Annotated in this window: 17 protein-coding genes; 10 read left to right on the forward strand and 7 right to left on the reverse strand. The window is 74.2% G+C overall.

The window, feature by feature from the left end:
- Positions 1 to 12: 12 nt before the first annotated feature.
- The 7 genes from scy (at position 13) to ABT112_RS15980 (ending at position 10,266) form a co-directional block, all read left to right on the forward strand.
- A complete protein-coding gene (scy, locus tag ABT112_RS15950; RefSeq protein ID WP_351510009.1) occupies positions 13 to 3,813 on the forward strand; it encodes a polarized growth protein Scy in 3,801 nt (1,266 codons plus the stop codon).
- A 115-nt stretch (positions 3,814 to 3,928) separates the two neighbouring features.
- Positions 3,929 to 4,864 carry a coiled-coil domain-containing protein gene (locus ABT112_RS15955; protein ID WP_351509852.1) on the forward strand — a complete coding sequence of 312 codons (936 nt, stop codon included), beginning with the start codon at positions 3,929 to 3,931 and terminating at the stop codon, positions 4,862 to 4,864.
- Positions 4,865 to 4,961: 97 nt separating this feature from the next.
- Positions 4,962 to 6,017, forward strand: a complete 1,056-nt coding sequence (locus tag ABT112_RS15960) for an ABC transporter ATP-binding protein (RefSeq protein ID WP_351509854.1) — start codon at positions 4,962 to 4,964, stop codon at positions 6,015 to 6,017.
- 3 nt (positions 6,018 to 6,020) lie between these two features.
- On the forward strand, positions 6,021 to 6,791 hold the full coding sequence (locus tag ABT112_RS15965) for an ABC transporter permease (RefSeq protein WP_351509856.1): 771 nt from the start codon (positions 6,021 to 6,023) through the stop codon (positions 6,789 to 6,791).
- A gap of 63 nt (positions 6,792 to 6,854) precedes the next feature.
- Positions 6,855 to 7,805: a hypothetical protein gene (locus ABT112_RS15970; RefSeq protein ID WP_351509859.1), complete on the forward strand. Its 951-nt coding sequence runs from the start codon at positions 6,855 to 6,857 to the stop codon at positions 7,803 to 7,805.
- A 206-nt stretch (positions 7,806 to 8,011) separates the two neighbouring features.
- On the forward strand, positions 8,012 to 9,277 hold the full coding sequence (locus ABT112_RS15975) for an ABC transporter ATP-binding protein (protein WP_351509861.1): 1,266 nt from the start codon (positions 8,012 to 8,014) through the stop codon (positions 9,275 to 9,277).
- On the forward strand, positions 9,274 to 10,266 hold the full coding sequence (locus tag ABT112_RS15980) for an ABC-2 transporter permease family protein (RefSeq protein WP_351509863.1): 993 nt from the start codon (positions 9,274 to 9,276) through the stop codon (positions 10,264 to 10,266). The genes ABT112_RS15975 and ABT112_RS15980 overlap by 4 nt, the downstream gene beginning before the upstream one ends.
- A gap of 41 nt (positions 10,267 to 10,307) precedes the next feature.
- On the opposite strand, the gene ABT112_RS15985 is transcribed toward ABT112_RS15980, so the two are convergent.
- On the reverse strand, positions 10,308 to 10,655 hold the full coding sequence (locus tag ABT112_RS15985) for an Rv1322 family protein (RefSeq protein WP_351509866.1): 348 nt from the start codon (positions 10,653 to 10,655) through the stop codon (positions 10,308 to 10,310).
- A 202-nt stretch (positions 10,656 to 10,857) separates the two neighbouring features.
- Here ABT112_RS15985 and ABT112_RS15990 point away from each other — a divergent pair, with 202 nt between their 5' ends.
- Positions 10,858 to 11,886 carry an LLM class flavin-dependent oxidoreductase gene (locus ABT112_RS15990; protein WP_351509868.1) on the forward strand — a complete coding sequence of 343 codons (1,029 nt, stop codon included), beginning with the start codon at positions 10,858 to 10,860 and terminating at the stop codon, positions 11,884 to 11,886.
- A 122-nt stretch (positions 11,887 to 12,008) separates the two neighbouring features.
- Here ABT112_RS15990 and ABT112_RS15995 read toward each other — a convergent pair whose 3' ends face one another.
- Positions 12,009 to 12,401, reverse strand: a complete 393-nt coding sequence (locus ABT112_RS15995) for an SCO5389 family protein (protein ID WP_351509870.1) — start codon at positions 12,399 to 12,401, stop codon at positions 12,009 to 12,011.
- 212 nt (positions 12,402 to 12,613) lie between these two features.
- Here ABT112_RS15995 and nucS point away from each other — a divergent pair, with 212 nt between their 5' ends.
- On the forward strand, positions 12,614 to 13,276 hold the full coding sequence (gene nucS / locus ABT112_RS16000) for an endonuclease NucS (protein ID WP_351509872.1): 663 nt from the start codon (positions 12,614 to 12,616) through the stop codon (positions 13,274 to 13,276).
- A 137-nt stretch (positions 13,277 to 13,413) separates the two neighbouring features.
- On the opposite strand, the gene ABT112_RS16005 is transcribed toward nucS, so the two are convergent.
- The 4 genes from ABT112_RS16005 to ABT112_RS16020 all read right to left on the reverse strand — a co-directional run bounded on the left by ABT112_RS16005 (position 13,414) and on the right by ABT112_RS16020 (position 18,015).
- A complete protein-coding gene (locus tag ABT112_RS16005) occupies positions 13,414 to 16,185 on the reverse strand; it encodes an ATP-binding protein (protein WP_351509874.1) in 2,772 nt (923 codons plus the stop codon).
- Positions 16,186 to 16,413: 228 nt separating this feature from the next.
- The gene (locus ABT112_RS16010; RefSeq protein WP_351509876.1) at positions 16,414 to 16,737 is read right to left on the reverse strand and encodes an STAS domain-containing protein; all 324 of its coding nucleotides are present in this window, start codon (positions 16,735 to 16,737) and stop codon (positions 16,414 to 16,416) included.
- A 136-nt stretch (positions 16,738 to 16,873) separates the two neighbouring features.
- On the reverse strand, positions 16,874 to 17,722 hold the full coding sequence (locus tag ABT112_RS16015; RefSeq protein WP_351509878.1) for a 3-hydroxyacyl-CoA dehydrogenase family protein: 849 nt from the start codon (positions 17,720 to 17,722) through the stop codon (positions 16,874 to 16,876).
- Positions 17,723 to 17,874: 152 nt separating this feature from the next.
- On the reverse strand, positions 17,875 to 18,015 hold the full coding sequence (locus ABT112_RS16020; RefSeq protein ID WP_351509880.1) for a hypothetical protein: 141 nt from the start codon (positions 18,013 to 18,015) through the stop codon (positions 17,875 to 17,877).
- A gap of 81 nt (positions 18,016 to 18,096) precedes the next feature.
- On the opposite strand from ABT112_RS16020, the gene ABT112_RS16025 reads away from it, so the two are divergent.
- On the forward strand, positions 18,097 to 18,669 hold the full coding sequence (locus ABT112_RS16025) for a cob(I)yrinic acid a,c-diamide adenosyltransferase (RefSeq protein WP_351509882.1): 573 nt from the start codon (positions 18,097 to 18,099) through the stop codon (positions 18,667 to 18,669).
- A gap of 105 nt (positions 18,670 to 18,774) precedes the next feature.
- Here the strand turns inward: ABT112_RS16025 and ABT112_RS16030 are convergent, their stop codons facing one another.
- Positions 18,775 to 19,125, reverse strand: coding sequence for a hypothetical protein (locus ABT112_RS16030; protein ID WP_502975353.1), 351 nt, complete (start codon positions 19,123 to 19,125; stop codon positions 18,775 to 18,777).
- Positions 19,126 to 19,462: the final 337 nt, after the last annotated feature.

A 19,462-nucleotide genomic window follows, 5' to 3' on the forward strand; every position in this document is an offset into this window, starting at 1 on the left:
TGGGACCGCGCAGTGCGGGGCTACGACCGCTACGAGGCTGACGACCACCTCTCGAAGTTCGAGGCCGAGATGGAGCGGCTGAAGACCGAGCGGGAGAAGGCCGTCCAGCACGCCGACGACCTCGGCTACCAGGTCGAGGTGTTGCGCGCCAAGCTGCACGAGGCGCGCCGCAACCTCGCGACCCGTCCTGCCTATGACACCGGGGACATCGGTTATCAGGCGGAGCAGATGCTCCGTAATGCCCAGATCCAGGCGGACCAGCTGCGGGCGGACGCCGAGCGCGAGCTGCGCGAGGCCCGTGCCCAGACCCAGCACCTGCTGCAGGACCAGGCCGAGCGGCAGGCCCGGCTGGAGGCCGAGCTGCACGCCGAGGCGGTGGCCCGGCGGCAGCGGCTGGACGAGGAGCTGGCCGAGCGCCGGCAGACCGTCGAGTCGCACGTCAACGAGAACGTCGCCTGGGCCGAGCAGCTGCGGGCCCGTTCCGAGGCCCAGGCCCGCCGGCTCATGGAGGAGTCGCGGGCCGAGTCCGAGCAGGCGCTGGCCGCCGCCCGGACCGAGGCCCACCGCCTGGCCGAGCAGGCCCGGGAGCGGCTGGTCTCGGAGTCCGAGGCGGCCCGCAGCGAGGCGGAGAGCATCCTGCGCCGGGCGCGGACCGACGCCGAACGGCTGCTCAACGCCGCGTCGACGCAGGCCCAGGAGGCCACCGACCACGCGGAGCAGCTGCGCACCTCCACCACCAGCGAGTCGGACGAGGCGCGCCGCCAGGCGACCGAGCTGACCCGGACCGCCGAGCAGCGGATGAAGGACGCCGAGGAGGCGCTGCGCGAGGCGCGGGCCGAGGCCGACCGGGTCCGCGAGGAGGCGTCCGCCGCCGCGGCGAAGCGGCTCAGCACCGCCGAGTCGGAGAACGAGCAGCGCACCCGGACCGCCAAGGCGCAGATCGCCCGGCTGGTGGGCGAGGCCACCAAGGAGGCCGAGGCGCTCAAGGCCGAGGCCGAGCAACTGCGCACCGACGCCCAGGCGGACGCCGACCGGGTCCTCGCCGAGGCCCAGGAGACCGCCCGCACCAGCGCCGCCGAGGACTCCGCGGCGCAGCTCGCCAAGGCCGCCCGCAGCGCGGAGGAGGTGCTGACCAAGGCGTCGGAGGACGCCAAGGACACCACCCGGGCCGCGACCGAGGAGGCCGAGCGGATCCGCCGCGAGGCGGAGGCCGAGGCCGACCGGCTGCGCGCCGAGGCGCACGACAGCGCGGAGCAGCTCAAGGGCGCGGCGAAGGACGACACCAAGGAGTACCGCGCCAAGGCCGTCGAACTGCAGGAGGAGGCCCGCCGGCTGCGCGGCGAGGCCGAGCAGCTCCGGTCGGAGGCGGTCGCCGAGGGCGAGCGGATCCGCAGCGAGGCCCGGCGCGAGGCGGTCCAGCAGATCGAGGAGGCGGCCAGCACCGCCGAGGGGCTGCTCGCCAAGTCCAAGGAGGACGCCGAGCAGCTCCGGACCAGCGCCGGCAGCGAGAGCGAGCGGGTGCGCACCGAGGCGATCGAGCGCGCCACGACGCTGCGCCGGCAGGCCGAGGACGCCCTGGAGCGGGCCCGTGCCGAGGCCGAGGAGCTGCGCTCGGAGGCCGCGGCACAGACCCTGAAGACCTCGGAGGAGGCGGCCGAGGAGGCGCGGCAGCTGCGCGAGGAGGCCGAGCAGGCCGCCCGCGACCGGCGGGCCGAGGCCGAGGAGGAGCTGACCCGGCTGCACACCGCGGCCGAGGAGCGGGTCACCGAGGCCGAGGAGGCGCTGCGGGAGGCCCGTACGGAGGCCGAGCGGCTGCGGAAGGAGGCCGCCGAGGAGACCGAGCGGCTGCGCACCGAGGCCGCCGAGCGGCAGCGGACGCTCCAGCAGCAGGCCGAGACCGAGGCGGAGCGGCTGCGCACCGAGGCCGCCGCGGACGCCTCCAATTCCCGTGCCGAGGGCGAGGCGCTGGCCGTGCGGCTGCGCAGCGAGGCCGCGGCCGAGGCCGAGGAGCTGCGGGCACAGGCCCTGGAGACCGCGGACCGGATGCGGGCGGAGGCCGCCGCGGCGGCCGAACGCACCGGCGCCGAGGCCGCGGAGGCGCTGGCCGCCGCCCAGGAGGAGGCGTCCCGCCGCCGGCGCGAGGCCGAGACGATGCTGGGCGACGCCCGCGAGGAGGCGCACCAGGAGCGGTCGGCGGCGCGCGAGCAGAGCGAGGAGCTGCTGGCGACGGCCCGCCACCGGGTCGAGGAGGCGCAGGCCGAGGCGCAGCGTCTGGTCGAGGAGGCGGAGCGGCGGTCCGCGGAGCTGGTGTCCGCGGCCGAGCAGACCGCGCAGCAGGTGCGGGACTCCGTCGCGGGGCTGCACGAGCAGGCCGAGGAGGAGATCGCCGGGCTGCGGTCGGCGGCCGAGCACGCGGCGGAGCGCACCCGGACGGAGGCGCAGGAGGAGGCCGACCGGGTCCGTTCCGACGCCTACGCGGAGCGGGAGCGGGCGTCCGAGGACGCGCAGCGGACCCGGCACGAGGCGCAGGGCGAGGCGGAGGCCGCCAAGTCGCTGGCGGAGCGGACGGTTTCGGAGGCGATCGAGGAGTCCGACCGGCTGCGGTCGGCGGCACGCGAGGAGGCCAACCAGAAGCGCTCCGAGGCCGCCGAGCAGGCCGACCGTCTCGTCACCGAGGCCACGGCCGAGGCGGAGCGCACGGTCGGCGAGGCCACCGAGGAGGCCCAGCGGCTGCGCACCGAGGCCGCCCAGGGGCTGGAGTCGGCCCAGCAGGAGTCCACGCGCACGCTGGACGAGGCCCGTTCGGAGGCGGACCGGCGCCGCGGCGAGGCCGCGGAGCAGGCGGACCGTCTGATGACGGAGGCCGCGAACGAGGCGGAGCGCCTGCGCAACGAGGCGTCCGCCACGGTCGGTTCGGCGCAGGAGCACGCGCAGGTCACCCGGGCGGAGGCCGACCGGATCAAGGCCGACGCCGAGGCGGCGGCCGAGCGGATGCGCCAGGAGGCCCAGGAGGAGTCGGACCGGCTGCTGGACGAGGCCCGGCAGGCGGCGGGCAAGCGCCGCGGCGACGCCGCCGAGCAGGCGGACCAGCTCATGGCCAAGGCCCAGGAGGAGGCGGTGAGCACCGCCGCGGCCGCCGAGGAGCAGGCCGACACGATGGTGGGCGCCGCCCGCACGGAGGCGGACCGGCTCGTCGCGGAGGCGGCGAACGAGGCCAACGCCCGGGTGGAGAGGTCCCGTACGGACGCCGACACCCTGCTCGGCGAGGCCCGCCGGGACGCCACCGCGATCCGGGAGCGCGCCGAGGAGCTGCGGACCCGGGTCGAGGCCGAGATGGAGGAGCTGCACGAGCGGGCCCGGCGGGAGTCGGCGGAGGCCCTGAAGTCCGCGGGCGAGCGGGTGGACAAGCTCGTCAAGGCGGCCGACGACCAGCTGACGGAGGCCGGGGAGAAGGCCAAGTCGATGGTCTCGGACGCGACGAGCGAGGCGAGCAAGGTCCGGATCGCCGCGGTGAAGAAGGCCGAGGGGCTGCTCAAGGAGGCCGAGCAGAAGAAGGCGGCGATCCTGCGGGAGGCGGATCAGCTGCGCACCGAGGCCTCGGAGGAGGCCGAGCGGATGCTCGACGAGGGGAAGCGCGAGCTCGAAGTGCTGGTGCGGCGCCGCGAGGACATCAATGCGGAGATCTCCCGTGTCCAGGACGTGCTGGAGGCGTTGGAATCATTTGAGACACCGGGCGGCACCAAGGAGAACGGCGTCAAGGCGGCTGCCGGAGCAGGCGCTTCGCGTTCGGGTGGCAAGCAGTCCGAGGGGTGAGCCACCCGAAAGAGGGGTCATTCTCCAGATCAAACCTGCGTTGACTCGATGACACGCCGCTTGCGCCCCTAGGATTCCACCTATCACCTCACCGGTCTCTTTCGACAGGAACCTCATGAGCGACACTTCCTCCCCCTTCGGCTTCGAGCTCGTGCGGCGTGGATACGACCGCGGGCAGGTGGACGACCGCATCACGAAGCTCGTCGCCGACCGTGACAGTGCACTCTCCCGAATCACCTCTCTGGAAAAGCGCATCGAGGAGTTGCATCTCGAGACGCAGAATGCCCAGGCCCAGGTCAACGACGCGGAGCCGTCGTACGCCGGTCTCGGCGCCCGGGTGGAGAAGATCCTCCGGCTTGCCGAGGAAGAGGCGAAGGACCTGCGCGAGGAGGCCCGTCGGGCCGCCGAGCAGCACCGGGAGCTGGCGGAGTCCTCCGCGCAGCAGGTGCGCAACGACGCCGAGACGTTCGCCGCCGAGCGCAAGGCGAAGGCCGAGGACGACGGCGCCCGGATCGTCGACAAGGCGAAGGGCGAGGCGGCGTCCCTGCGGTCCGAGGCGCAGAAGGACGCGCAGTCCAAGCGCGAGGAGGCGGACACCCTCTTCGAGGAGACCCGGGCCAAGGCCGCGCAGGCGGCGGCCGACTTCGAGACCAACCTCGCCAAGCGCCGCGAGCAGTCCGAGCGCGACCTGGCGTCCCGTCAGGCCAAGGCGGAGAAGCGTCTCGCCGAGATCGAGCACCGGGCCGAGCAGCTGCGCCTGGAGGCGGAGAAGCTGCGGACGGACGCGGAGCGCCGGGCCCGCCAGACGGTGGAGACCGCGCAGCGCCAGGCCGAGGACATCGTGGCGGACGCCAACGCCAAGGCCGACCGGGTCCGCAGCGAGTCGGAGCGGGAGCTGGCGGCGCTCACCAACCGCCGCGACAGCATCAACGCGCAGCTGACGAACGTCCGCGAGATGCTGGCGACGCTGACCGGTGCGGCGGTCGCCGCGGCCGGCAGCCCCGAAGAGGAGACGGTCACGCACGGGGTTCCCGCCCAGCAGACCCGCTGAGGCCCTGCGCCGGGCCCCCGGTCCGGCGAGGTAGTGCGCGGCGCCCTCCGCCCCTCTCCGGTGGCGGGGGGCGCCGCGCTGTGCCTAGCGTGTGGAAATGATCGAGCTCGAAGGGCTGACGAAACGGTACGGCGACACGCTGGCCGTCGACCGGCTGACCTTCACGGTGCGGCCGGGGGTCGTCACCGGCTTCCTGGGGCCGAACGGCTCCGGCAAGTCGACCACCATGCGGATGGTGCTCGGTCTGGATCACCCCACCGCCGGCGACGTCCGGATCGACGGCCGGCGCTATGCGGAGCTGCCTGACCCGCTGACGGACATCGGCGCCCTGCTCGACGCGGGGGCGGTGCACGGCGGCCGCAGCGCGTACCACCATCTGCTCGCACTGGCGCAGAGCAACGGGATTCCGCCCCGCCGGGTCGACGAGGTGCTGGACACCGTGGGTCTGGCGTCGGTGGCCCGGAAGCGCGCCAAGGGCTTCTCACTCGGGATGGGCCAGCGGCTCGGCATCGCGGGGGCACTGCTCGGGGACCCGCGGATCCTGATGTTCGACGAGCCGGTCAACGGGCTCGACCCCGAAGGCATCCACTGGATCCGGAATGTGATGAAGCGGCTGGCGGCGGAGGGCCGGACGGTCTTCGTCTCCAGCCATCTGATGAGCGAGATGGCCCTCACCGCCGACCATCTGGTCGTCATCGGACAGGGCCGGCTGCTCGCCGACACCTCCATGGCGGACTTCATCACCGAGCACTCCCGCTCGTTCGTCCGGCTGCGGAGCCCCGAACCGGAACGGCTGCGCGACCTGCTCCGCACGGCCGGGCTGACCCCGGTGGCCGGGGTGGACGGGGCGCTGGAGGTGGACGGCACGGACGCGGCCGCGGTGGGCGAGCTGACGGCCCGCAACGGGCTGGTGCTGCACGAGCTGAGCCCGCAGCACGCCTCCCTGGAGGAGGCCTTCATGCGGCTGACCGCGGGATCGGTGGAGTACCACGCGCACGGCGAGGGCGAGGTGACCGGCCCGGCAGCCGGGACCGGGGAGGCCGGGCCGGGAGCCGGAACCGGAGAGGCCGGGCCGCGGGTGCCCGTCGGGCAGCCGGCCGCGTGGGGCGCCGACTGGCGCGGGGCAGGCCGTGACGGACGGAAGAGAGGCTGAGCGATGGCGGTGTCGCAGGTGCTCCGGTCGGAGTGGACCAAGCTCCGGTCGGTACGGTCCACGGCGTGGACGCTGAGCCTGGCCTTCGTGGTGACGCTGGCCCTGGGCGCGCTGATCAGCATCGTGGCGAACGCGAGCTTCGGCGATCTGTCGGCGGAGGAGCAGCTCACCTTCGACCCGACGTTCCTCAGCTTCGCGGGCATGGGCATCGGTCAGCTCGCGATGATCGTCTTCGGGGTGCTGGTGGTCTCCACCGAGTACAGCAGCGGCATGATCCGCACCTCGCTGGCCGCCGTGCCCCGGCGCGGCACCTTTCTGCTCTCCAAGGTCGCCGTGGCCTCGGCCCTGGCGCTCGTCGTGGGCATGGTGACCAGCTTCGGCGCCTTCGCCCTCGGCCAGACCCTGCTGGGCGAGCACCGGGCCGCGCTCGGGGACCCCGGGGTGCTGCGGGCGGTGTTCGGCGGCGGGCTCTACATGGGGCTCATCGCGATGTTCTCGATGGGGATCGCCGCCATGCTGCGCAGCCCGCTGCTCTCGCTCGGCATCCTGATGCCGTTCTTCTTCCTGGTCTCGAACATCCTGGGCAATGTGGAGGCCACCCGCGAGATCGGCCAGTACCTCCCGGACCAGGCCGGGAACGCCGTCATGCAGGTGGTTCCCCCGCTGGACGACAATCCGCCGTACGGGCCGTGGGGCGGGCTGGCGATCATGGTCGCCTGGATCGCGGCGGCACTGGTCGGCGGCTGCCTGGTGATCCGCAGCCGCGACGCCTGAGACGCGTCCGCGCGGCCGGGGCTCCTCCGTCGCCCCGGACCCCGCGCGGGGAGAGGGGCCCGGGTGGCGGACCGGCGTCTGGCGGCCCTGGGGTTCGCCGAGATCCCGGCCGAGCGGCCGCTGAGCTACCCCGGCCGTCCGGTCACCGGGCCGTATCTGCTCACCGGGGCGGAGCTGCTGCCGCTGGCCGTCCGGCGGAGCCGGCCGGGCGCCTGGCCGGTGGCGGGCACCGGCGGTCCGGGGCGCCCGCTGGACGAGGTGCTGGCCGCGCTGGGCCGGCCCGCCGTCGGCCGGCGGCATCCGGTGATCGCGGTCGGCTCCAACGCCTCCCCCGCGCAGCTCGTCCACAAGCTCACCGGCCGCGGGGTGTCCGCGGTGGTGCCGCTGGTGCCGGTCCTGGTGGCCGGGGTCGCCGTGGGCTGCTCCGGGCACGTCAGCCGCCCCGGCTACGTGGCCCGGGCCCCGTACCCGTCGGGGACGGCTGACGCCGCGGCCGTCGCCGTGCTGAGCTGGCTGGACCCGGAGCAGCTGGCCGCCGTGGACGACTCGGAGGCCCCGAACTACCGGCGGGTGACCCTGCCCGGCGACCGCTTCGCGATGACCCTGCCGTCGGGGGAACGGCCGGCCGCCGCCGGACTGTACGTCAGCCGGCACGGCCTGCTCGTCGGCCCCGACGGCGGGCCGCGCCCCGTCACGCAGGACCAGGCCGCACTGCTGACCGCGCTGCTCGCCGCCTCGCCCCGGCTGAGGGCGCTGCTGGGGCCCGATGCGCTCAGCTGGGTGCGCCGCGCGGGCGCCGACCCGGAGCTGCGCCGGCGGGCCACCCGGCTCTTCGCCGAGGAGGGCCTGCTGCCGCCGGCCGACTTCGGGCCGTATCCGGCCCGGGGCGCCGGGCGTCACCGTCACCGCCTGCCGCTCCACGGCGGCCTGCCGCTCCACGACGATCTGCCGCTCGACGACGACCTGCCGCTCTACGACGATCTGCCGCCGCTCGACGGGACGCCGCCCGGCTGATCAACAGGGGTTTTCCGGCGGCGAGGGCACGTGCCGGTCCCACCGCGGACCGTGGGCGGGCGGCACCGGTCCGGGCCCGTCCCGCACTCCGCGCGATTGGACGGGAACCGTCAAGCTGTCGTTATCCTCCTAACTCTTACGGGGGCTCTCTGCAGACGTTCGTTGCAGACGTTCGTGTCCCCGACCCATCCGGCGAGGGGCGGATAATGATCGAGGCAGTCGGCCTGACGAAGCGCTACGGCGCCAAGACGGCCGTGTACAACCTGTCGTTCCAGGTACGACCGGGGACGGTGACCGGCTTCCTGGGGCCGAACGGATCCGGCAAGTCCACCACCATGCGCATGATCCTGGGGCTGGACCGGCCGACGAGCGGCCAGGTGACGATCGGTGGGCATCCCTACCGCAAGCTGCCGAACGCCCCGCGCCAGGTGGGCGCGCTGCTCGACGCCAAGGCCGTGCACGGCGGCCGCAGCGCCCGCAGCCATCTGCTGTGCCTGGCGCAGCTGTCGGGCATCCCGGCCTCCCGGGTGGACGAGGTGCTGGGCCTGGTCGGCCTGCACGAGGTGGCGAAGAAGCGGTCCAAGGGGTTCTCCCTGGGCATGGGCCAGCGGCTCGGCATCGCCGCGGCGCTGCTCGGCGACCCGCAGGTGCTGCTCTTCGACGAGCCGGTCAACGGCCTCGACCCGGAGGGCATCCTCTGGGTGCGCAACCTGATGAAGAAGCTGGCGGCCGAGGGCCGGACGGTCTTCGTCTCCAGCCACCTGATGAGCGAGATGGCGCTCACCGCCGAGCACCTGATCGTGATCGGGCGCGGCCAGCTGCTCGCCGACATGAGCGTGAAGGACTTCATCTCGGCCAACTCGGCCGACTTCGCCCGGGTCCGCACCCCCGAGGGCGACCAGGCGCAGCGGGAGAAGCTGACCGCGGCGCTCGGCGAGGCGGGCGGCCGGATCCAGCCGGAGCCGGACGGCGCGCTGCGGGTGAGCGGGATTCCGCTGCCGCGGATCAGCGACCTGGCCCACGAGGCGGACGTCCGGCTGTGGGAGCTGTCGCCGCACCAGGCGTCGCTGGAGGAGGCGTACATGCAGCTGACGCAGGGCGCCGTGGACTACCGCTCCACCCTCGACCAGTCCGCCGGAGCCCCGGGCCAGGCCGGAATGCCGGGCCAGCCCGGAATACCGGGGCAGGCCGGCCCCGGGTACGCCCCGCCGGGACAGCCCGCGCCGGGCTACGCGCCGCAGGGACAGCCGGGACCGGGCGGTCCGGTGCCGGGCGGCGGCTATGCCCCGCCGCCCGGTGGCTTCGCGCCGCCGCAGCAGGCCGGCCCGTACGGCGCCGCCCCCGGGCAGCCGAACCCGTACGCGCAGCCGCAGCAGGCCGCGCAGCCCGCCCCCACCGCTCCCCCGGCGGCGCCGCAGGCGCCGGCCGGCGCCCCCGACATGACGAAGCGTGACAGCGAGGACGGCCGATGAGCACCCCGTACCAGCAGCAGGGCACGGCGCCGACGGACGGACCGGGCGGACCGGTGCCGCCCCCGGCGTGGCAGGGCCACGCTCCGGCCCCGCACCAGGGGCCCGGCGGTCAGCCGCCGGCTCCGCAGTTCGCCGCCGGGGCGCCCGGGGGCTACGCCTCGCCGATTCCGGTGCGCGGCACCCACTTCTTCCACGCGCTGGCCTCGGAGTGGACCAAGATCCGGACGGTGCGCTCCACCATGTGGACGCTCGGCACCATGTTCCTGATCGTGGTGGGCGTCGGAGCGCTGACCGCGGCCGGGCTCAGCTCCTCGGAGCAGGCCCAGACCCCGCTCCTCGCGGGCGGCTTCTTCGGGCTGATGCTCGGCCAGATCTGCATCATCACCCTCGGCGTGCTGGTGGTGACCTCCGAGTTCGGCACCGGCATGATCCGCACGACCATGACCGCCTGTCCCTCCCGCGGCCGGGTGCTGGCGGCCAAGGCGACGGTCTTCTTCCTGCTCTCCTTCGTCATGACGACGGTGGCCACCGGGCTGACCGCGCTCATCCAGTCGTCCATGCTGGGCGGCCGGGAGCCGTCGGAGTTCGCCTCCCTCCCCAAGGGGTCGGTGGTGGACGGCGTGGTGATCGCCACCGGCAGCGAGTGGCTGGGCGCCACCGTCGGAGCGGGGCTCTACGTGGCGCTGCTCGGCCTGCTGTCGCTCGCCGTCGGCTCGCTGCTGCGGCACTCGGCCGGCGCCATCACCACGATGCTCGGCGTCGTGCTGCTGCCGCTGCTGCTCGCCCTGTTCATGGCGACCGAGAGCCTGCAGACCGTGCGGGAGAAGCTGATCGAGTACTCCCCGCTGAACGGTCTCGCCTCGCTCTACCGCATGCCGATGGGCGGCGGCGGTGACGGCACCGGCTGGGACCTGCTCTGGATCCTCGCGGGCGTCACGGCGGCGGCACTGGCCGGCGCGTTCGCGATGCTGCACCAGCGCGACGTCTGATCCGGTCCGGCGGCCGGGCCCCGGACCACCGGGGCCGGACGTCAGTACCGCGGAGCCTGACGGGACCGCTGCACCCGCGTGGTGCGGCGGTCCCGTGCGTTCCAGCACGCCCGGTGCCAGTGCCGCCGGTCGTCGACCGGCCGGGCCTGGGCCCAGGCCACCACATGCGGAACACCCGGCGGGATCTCCTGGTCGCACCCCGGGCAGCGGTAGTGCTTGGCCGCCGCCGCGCCGCCCACCGGGCGCACCACCCAGTCCTCGCCCTGCCAGCTCTCGGTGCTGCCCCAGCCCGCGAGGCCGGGGAGCGACCGCTGCGGGCCGGAGCGGTCCCCGTCGGTGTGCGGAGTGGGGCGGTCACCGCCGCGGGGGCGGTTTCGACGCGGAGACACGGGGCACCTCGCGAGCATTCCGGGGTCTGCTGAGCCGTGCCCCAGCGTACGCGGCGGACCGGGGGCGGCAGGCACCCCGGAGACCACCCCGTGATCACCCCGATAATCCGCAAAACTTCTTTCCGGGCCGTGCCTTTGGCACGTGTCAGCCGTTAATGCCTCCAGGGGGAGAGCCGCGTCGGCCGCTAGGAGGCAGAAGGCGATGCGCGTAGGAACGTTTGCACTGGCCGCCCAGTTCCCGGGCCAGGGGCAGGGGGAGGCACTGCACCGCGCGGTGCGGACGGCCGAGGTCGCCGAGGAGGCGGGGCTCGACGCGGTCTGGCTCGCCGAGCACCACTTCGTGCCGTACGGCGTCTGCCCGTCGGCGGTCACGCTGGCCGCGCTGCTGCTCGGCCGGACCCGGCGGATCGGGGTCGGCACCGCGGTCAGCGTGCTGCCCACCGCCCACCCGGTGTCCCTGGGCGAGCAGGCGGCCCTGCTCCATCTGACGTCCGGCGGCCGGTTCACCCTGGGCGTGGGCCGCGGCGGGCCCTGGGTCGATCTGGAGGTGTTCGGCTCCGGCCTGCCGGCGTACGAGACGGGATTCCCCGAATCCCTCGATCTGCTGCTGCGCTGGCTGCGGGAGCCGCGCGTCGGGGCGGACGGCGAGCGGTACTCCTTCCGCGAAGTGCCCGTCGTACCCCGGGCGGACGAACTGCTGGAAGCCCCCGAGGGCCCGCCGGTGGTGGTCGCCTGCACCTCCCCCGCGAGCGTCCGGCTGGCCGCGGAGCGCGGGCTGCCGATGCTGCTGGGCATGCACTGCGGTGACGAGGAGAAGGCCGAGGCGGTCGCGCTCTGGCGGCGGACGGCGCTGGCGGCCGGGCGTTCACCCGAGGAGGTCGCGGCCGCCGGGCACGTGTCGGCGGGCGTGCTGCAGATCGCGGACTCCCGGGCGCAGGCGTCCGAGGCACTGGCCAAGGCGATGCCCGGCTGGCTGCACCAGGGGCTGGGCGCCCATGTCACGGTCGACGGCCGGGCGCGCCGGATGCGCGATCCGCACGCCTACACCGAGCTGCTGTGCGCGCTCCACCCGGTGGGTCCCCCGAGGCTCTGCGCCGACCGCCTGGCGGCCACGGCGGAGAGCACCGGGGTCAGCCGGTTCGCCCTCATGGTGGAGGGCACGGGTGACCTCGCCGCGACCGAGGAGAATCTGCGCCGGCTGGGCGGTGAGGTGCTGCCGATGCTGTGCTGAGGCCGATGCGGTGCTGAGGCAGCGGTGGCCCGCCGGTCCGTGCATCGCGCAGGCGCCGGCAGCCGGGTGCTGCCGCTCCTGCCCGATGCACCTCCCCGGTACGCGGAGCGGTGCCGCCGCCGTCAGCAGTCCCGGAGGGTGGGCGACTGGTTGAGGAGCTGCCCCCGTACGGAGGTGAACCGGGCCAGCCGCTCGTCCACCGACGGGTCGACCGGGAAGACCGCCACGCGGTGACAGTTCTGGAACGCCAGCCGCACGCCGAAGTGCCGCTGCAGCGCGCCACGTATCGCGTCGCTCGCCAGCGCCCGGAGGAGCTGGCCGCGCGCCTGCTCGTCCGGCGGGGGCACCTGGTTGTCGGCGAACTCGCCGCCGTCCACCTTGAGCTGGGCCACCAGAGAGCTGATCAGCTCCCAGGCGTAAGGCAGGGAGGTCCGGACGCAGTCGACGAATTCCGCTTCGTCGACCTCGCCTCGCTCGGCCTTCTCGAGCAGGGCCGGTGAGACGTCGAGCGACATGGGGTTCTCCTCTCGCGACCCCGGGTCCCGGGGTCTTACGGGCAGGGACGGGAGTTCGCGACGCAGCGTGCCCATTCGGCGACTTCCCGCGTCAAAGGTATGTCCAGCACCGCCCCGGCACCAGGAGAATGGGCACACAACCGGCCACCGCCGAAGGGGTCCATCCAGGGCGAATCGCGTGGACCCGGCCCGGTCGAGTAGCGTGGCCGACCATGCGTCTCGTCATTGCCCGCTGCTCCGTCGACTACGCGGGCCGGCTCACCGCCCACCTCCCCTCGGCACCCCGGCTGATCCTTGTGAAGGCCGATGGAAGTGTGTCGATCCACGCGGACGACCGGGCCTACAAACCCCTCAACTGGATGTCCCCGCCGTGCACCCTCAAAGAGGGCGACGACCAGGTGTGGACCGTGGTGAACAAGGCGGGCGAGAAGCTCATCATCACCATGGAGGAGGTCCTGCACGACTCCTCGCACGAACTGGGCGTCGACCCCGGTCTGATCAAGGACGGCGTGGAGGCACACCTCCAGGAACTGCTCGCGGACCGGATCGAAACCCTCGGTGAGGGCTATTCGCTGATTCGGCGTGAATACCCCACAGCCATCGGGCCGGTCGACATTCTGTGCCGGGACGCGGACGGCACCACGGTGGCCGTGGAGATCAAACGGCGTGGCGAGATCGACGGGGTGGAGCAGCTCACCCGCTATCTCGAACTCCTCAACCGCGACCCGCATCTGGCCCCGGTGAAGGGTGTCTTCGCCGCCCAGGAGATCAAGCCGCAGGCGCGGGTGCTGGCCGCCGACCGCGGCATCGGCTGTGTGGTGCTCGACTACAACGGGCTGCGCGGCATCGAGGACGACAAGCTCCGGCTCTTCTGAGCCTTCGGCCCGGCCGGAAACCCGTCGAGCGGCCGGGCCTTCCCTGCAGGACGGCCCGCCGTTCGCGCCTGCCGCCGGTGCCCCGGGCCCTCGCCCGCGGCACCGGTGCGCGACAGGCCCGCCGCGCACGGCCCCGGTCAGGCGACCGGGGCCGTTTCCGTGCCTCCGCTTGCCGTTTGCGTGGCTCCGTTTGCCGTTCCCGTGGCCCCGCCTGCCGTTTCCGTGTCTCCGGCTGCCGTTTGCGCCGCCGCGCCGGACGGCGCCGGGGCGCTGCCGGTCACCGACTGCGTGCCGTCGGGGGTACCGGAGGCGGAACCGCCGCCGGTGTTCGACGTGGTGCCGCTCGGCGTGGCCGACGGGGTCCCCGACGGCGCCGGGGAGGACGGCGGACGCGAGGTGGACGGGGAGGACGGCGGCCGGGACGAGGACGGCGGCCGGCTGGAGGAGGGCGGCCCCGTCGGCTCGTCCGGATCCTCGCTCGACGCCGACGGGCTGGGCGCACCGCTCGTCGACGGCGTGCCGCTCGGGGTGCCGCCGGTGCTGGGCGAGCCGTCCGTCGTGGCCGGGGCGGCGTCCTCCACGGGCGTGCGGGGCCGGCTCGTGGACCCCTGGGCGGGCGGCTCGTCGGCGATCAGCCCGTTGCGGCCGTCGTCGGTGTCGGCGGACTGTTCGGTCCGCACCCGGTCCGGCTGCCGGCCGTCGCCGCCGGAGGCGAACCCCAGGGTCACCACGGTGCCGAGCACGGCCGCGAGCAGCGCGCCCGCACCGGCCGCGACGACATTGCGCCGCGCGCCGCTGAGGACCGTGTGCCGCCAGCCGGTCCGCTTCCCCGCTGCCGGCTTCCCGGCAGGGCCCGGCTTCCCGGCTCCGGCCGCCGGGGAGGCGACCGCGCTCCCGGCGCCGCCGGCCTCCGCGGCGGCGGAACCGCCGGAGAGCCGGGCCGGGACGGTGCGGGCCTCCTCCTCCGGTGACTTCCGGGCGAGCGCCGCGGTCACCCGCGCCGTCCGCGAGACCGGTGTCTGCACGATCTCCTCGGCCGCTGCCGGGCCGCCCGTGCCGGGCACGAAGCCGGCGGCCTGGTCGGCGACGAGGGCCAGCGCCCGCCGTCCGGCCACCGCGCCGCGGCGGTCGGCCAGGGCGCCGCGCAGCGCGATGGACGCCTCCAGCTCGGCGCGCGCCCGGTCCAGCCGGCCGGTGCACAGCGCGAGCACCCCCAACTCGTGGTGGAAGTAGGCCTCCTCGGCGACCTCGCCGGAGAGCCGGGCCGCCTCCTGCCCGTGCCGCAGGGTGCGCTCCCAGGCGCCCCAGTGTCCGGAAGCGGCGAACGCGGGGGCCGCGGTACGGGCCAGCAGCACGGCCGCGCTCGGGTGCCCGGCCTCCTCGCTGCCGACGAGGACGGCCATCGCGGCGAGGATCGCGTCCGCCTCGGCCGCGACCCGCTCCGGCGTGACGGACGGGTGCCCGGTCCACCAGGCGTAGTGCTGGGCGGCGCTGTGGGCGTGCCCGGCGGCGTCCTCGGCGTAGCCGGCGTCCGCCAGGCGCTCCGCGACGCCGGAGGCGAGGCGGTAGTGGGCCCCCACCGGGGTGAGCAGTCCACAGGCCAGCAGTTCCCCGACGGCGGCGTCCGCCCGGGTGTCGCCGACGAGGGCGGGCAGATGGGCCTGGTGGGGGCATTCGCCGGCGAGCGCGACCGCGAAGCGCAGGGTGTCGCGGGCCGCCTCGCTCAGCCGGGAGGCGAGCAGCGCGGCGGGCGCCGCGGCCTCGGGCAGGGTCGGCAGCGGGGTGTCCCGCTCGTCGCCGGACGGCTCCTCGGCCGCGTCCGCCGTCCCCTCGGCGCCGCCGGTGCCGCCCTCGCCGGCGAGCGGGCCGTCGCCTTCCGCGCGTCGGGCGTCGTGCTGCCGGAGCAGCGCACCGGCCTGGACGAAGCGCAGCGGCAGCCCCTCGGACTCGAACCAGAGGTCCGCCGCCCAGGCGGCCTCGTCCTCGGAGAGCGGGCGCTGCGCGGCCCGCTCCAGCAGCTCCAGGCAGGCCGCGCGGCTGAGTCCGCCGAGGAACACCTCCTCGAGGTGCGAGTCCGTGGCGGGCGCCGCCACGTCGGGCGTGGCGGAGAGGAGGAACGCGCACTCGGGCGTGGCGGCGAGCAGTTCGTCCAGGCCGCCACCGCCGAACTCGAGGTCGTCGAGGACGACGACGGCGCCGATCCCCTGCACCGTGGCCAGCAGTTCATCCCGTCCGGGCCGGTACCGGGGGGCGTGGTGGACGGTCGCGCAGAGCTCGTGGAGCAGTTCGGTGGGGGTCCGGCGGTAGCCGGAGAGCCGGACCACCCCGTCGGGGGCGAGGTCGGCGCAGTCGGCGGCGACGGCGTCGAGGAGGGCGCTGCGGCCGGATCCCGACGGCCCGGTGACGCGTACGGACCGCCCGCGGGAGAGCAGCCGCACCAGCCGTTCGCGCTCCTCGTCCCGCTCCAGCAGCGGCAGCGCGGGGGCCGCCGGGCCGGGCGGAACGGGGGGCATGGCGGCCCGGCGCAGCGCGTCGCGGTCCTCGCCGCTGGTGCGCCCGGGGCGGCCGGAGTCCGTCCCGGCGTCCTCGGTGCGGTAGCCGGGCGGGCGGCGCTCGATCTCGCTGCCGTCGACCGGATTGACCGTCACCAGGTACGCGCCCGCCTCGAGCTGGACGGCGCGGACGGTGCCGGTGCCCTTGCCGCCGTCCCGCTCACCGGGCGCGAAGGCGGGGGTCACCGCCTCGCGCGGCGGCCGGGGCGACGTGCCGCCGGGCCGCGCGGAATCGTGCTGCTCGTGGCCCTGGAACTCCTGGCCTGGGAACTCCCGGCCTGGGAACTCCTGGCCCTGGAGCTCGTGGCCCTGGAGCTCGTGGTCGTGCTCCTCGGGCTCCCGGTCGTTCGGGTCCATCGCTCAAAGCCCCCCAGATCCGGGTCGCGTGCCGTTGTGCTCCCGGCCTTTCCGCACGCACGCCGCCCGCTTCCGGTCCGGTGGTCCGCCGCGGCCTCCCGAACACGACGGGAGCCGAACCCCGGACCATCGCACAGTATCCAGCAAGAGGAGCGGGACCACGCGGTGCAGTAGGTCACATGTTGGTGAGGATGGCGCCCGGAGCGCCGCCCCGGCGGGCCGGGCGGGTCAGACCCGGGGCAGCGACTCGGCTTCGATACCGCCCTCGATGGAGAGGATGCGGTGCAGCCGGGTGGCGACCAGGAGGCGCTGCATCTGGGGCGGTACGCCGCGCAGCACGAGCCGGCGGCCCGCCCGGCCGGCCCGGCGGTGCGCCCCCATGATGACTCCGAGACCGGTGGCGTCCCAGGAGTCGAGCTCGGACAGGTCGAGTACGAGATCGCCCCGGCCGGTGTCGACGGCGGTGTGCAGGGCCGTTCGGGCGTCCGCCGCGCTGCGGACGTCGAGGCGGCCCCCGACGACCAGCTCGGCGTGGTCGCCCCTGATATGCATATGCGCTCCCCGAATGTGGTGCGTGCGTGGTCAAAGGTCTACAGAACTGACTGCCTCTCGGACGGCAAAGTTGCCGCCTGTAAGCGAACCGATACAGATTTCACCCTCAAGGGTGACCCCTGAGGGTGACGGCGCCTCAGTAGGTGTAGAAGCCCTGTCCGCTCTTCCGGCCGATGTCACCGGCGTCGACCATCCGACGCATGCTCTCCGGCGGGGCGAACTTCTCGTCCTGCGTCTCGGTGTAGATGTTGCCGGTGGCGTGCAGCAGGATGTCCACGCCGGTCAGGTCGGTGGTGGCGAGCGGGCCCATGGCGTGGCCGAAGCCCAGCTTGCAGGCGATGTCGATGTCCTCGGCCGAGGCGACACCGGACTCGTGCAGCTTCGCGGCCTCGACGACGAGCGCCGAGATGAGGCGGGTGGTGACGAAGCCGGCGACGTCGCGGTTGACGACGATGCAGGTCTTGCCCACGCTCTCGGCGAACTCCCGGGTGGTGGCGAGGGTTTCGTCACTGGTCTTGTAACCGCGCACCAGCTCGCACAGCTGCATCATCGGGACCGGCGAGAAGAAGTGGGCGCCGACGACCTTCTCGGGACGGTTCGTCACGGCCGCGATCTTGGTGATCGGGATGGCGGAGGTGTTGGACGCGAGCACCGCGTCCTCCTTCACCAGGCCGTCGAGGGCACGGAAGATCTCCTGCTTGACCTCGATCTTCTCGAACACCGCCTCCACGACGACGTCCGCGTCGGCGACCGCGTCGAGGTCGGTGCTGGTGGTGATCCGGCCCAGCGCGGCCTCAGCGGCCTCGGCGTCGAGCTTCCCCTTGGAGACGAACTTGTCGTACGAAGCCTTGATGCCGTCGGTGCCACGGGTCAGCGCCTCGTCGGTGACGTCGCGCAGCACGACGTCCCACCCCGCCTGCGCCGAGACCTGCGCGATACCGGACCCCATGAGTCCGGCTCCGATGACGGCGAGCTTCCTGGCCACTGCTGCTCCCTATGCCGTGACGACCCGGGGGGCGCCCCCCGGTAAAACTGAACGATTCGACTCTCCGGCGGACCTTAGCGTCCGTGAGGGCCCGGATGGCGGGGAAGAGATGCGCGTCACGTCTCACATGACGGACATCACACGGACGCGACTCATTCGGCTGACCGGACTGCGTAGTTGAGCACGTTTTCACTCAGCAGATGCTCGATCGCGTCGAGCCGGTCGAGCACCGCGCGGGACGCCTCGGCGGGCCCCATCCCGGACGTCATCGCCCGCCGCACGCCGCGCATCACGGTGTGCTGCAGCCAGTCGGGAGCGGGTGCGAGACACCGCGTAGCAGGCGGGAATCCGACGACAGGGCCTAGGCTCGACCCATGGTCAATCTGACGCGCATCTACACCCGGACCGGCGACGACGGCACCACCGCCCTGGGCGACATGAGCCGCACCGCGAAGACCGACGCGCGGATCGCCGCGTACGCCGACGCGAACGAGGCCAACGCGGCGATCGGCGTGGCCATCGCCCTCGGGCAGCTGCCCGAGGAGATCGTGACGGTCCTCGTCCGGGTGCAGAACGACCTGTTCGACGTGGGCGCCGACCTCGCCACCCCGGTGGTCGAGAACCCCCAGTACCCGCCCCTGCGCGTGGAACAGACCTACGTCGACAAGCTGGAGGCGGACTGCGACCGCTACCTGGAGGGCATCGAGAAGCTCCGGAGCTTCATCCTCCCGGGCGGCACCCCGGGCGCCGCGCTGCTGCACCAGGCCTGCACGGTGGTGCGGCGCGCCGAACGGTCCACCTGGGCGGCCCTGGAGCAGCACGCCGACCTCATGAACCCGCTCACCGCGACCTACCTCAACCGCCTCTCCGACCTGCTGTTCATCCTGGCCCGCACGGCCAACAAGGAGATCGGCGACGTGCTGTGGGTGCCGGGCGAGAACCGCTGAGGACGACGGGCCGGCCGGAACCCGGCCCCGGGACTCCGGGAGCCGGGGCGTTCGGGGGGCCGGGGGTATTCGGGAGCCCGGGGCATCCAGGGGCCGGTGACGGACTCAGCCCCCGTCCTCCGGTTCCGTCGGCATCGGCAGCCGTCCGCCACGGCTGTCGGCGACCCGCAGCGCGTCCCGGAGGGACTCGGTCAGCCGCGCGGTGGTGAAGCGCAGCTCACGGACACCGGCCCGGGGATCGGCGAGCACGGCCTCGGCCCCGCCGAGCACCTGAGCCCCGGAGGACAGCTGCGCGGCCTCCACATCGTCCGCGAGCCGGGACAGCCTGCTGCGGGGGTTGTCAGCACTCAGATAGCAGGGCCTGCCGTCGGGGCTCGTCCACGGCAGGAGCCGGAACCGGGACTCGGGGGTGGGCAGCGGAGCCGACGGGAGCAACGACTCCCCGGAACACGTCAACCGGCGCACGGTCCCACCGCCTTCCCGCAACGGCACGCACTGCCGTGGGCGCACTGCCCCGGTGGTGTCGGCCGTGGCCGACGCCCGCGCCGTTGCGGGCACCGGCTCCCGATGCGTTGACTCATGTCGGCTGCTCTCCTCAGGTCGGCCCCTCCCCCGGCACGCGGCGCCGGGGGTCCGTCACGCCTACGGGTCCTCCCGCTCCGTTCCGCTGTCGGGTGACCACGCGGCGACTACTTTGAGTGTGGCAACGAACGCGTTGTGCCATCCGGCCCGAGTGGGCGGTGACCGTCCCTCTGTCGGCCGCGGGACGGCAGGCACCGTCCCGAACTCGCAC

Origin of the sequence: Streptomyces sp. NPDC002055 (assembly GCF_040296705.1) — a bacterium.
GTDB lineage: Bacteria > Actinomycetota > Actinomycetes > Streptomycetales > Streptomycetaceae > Streptomyces.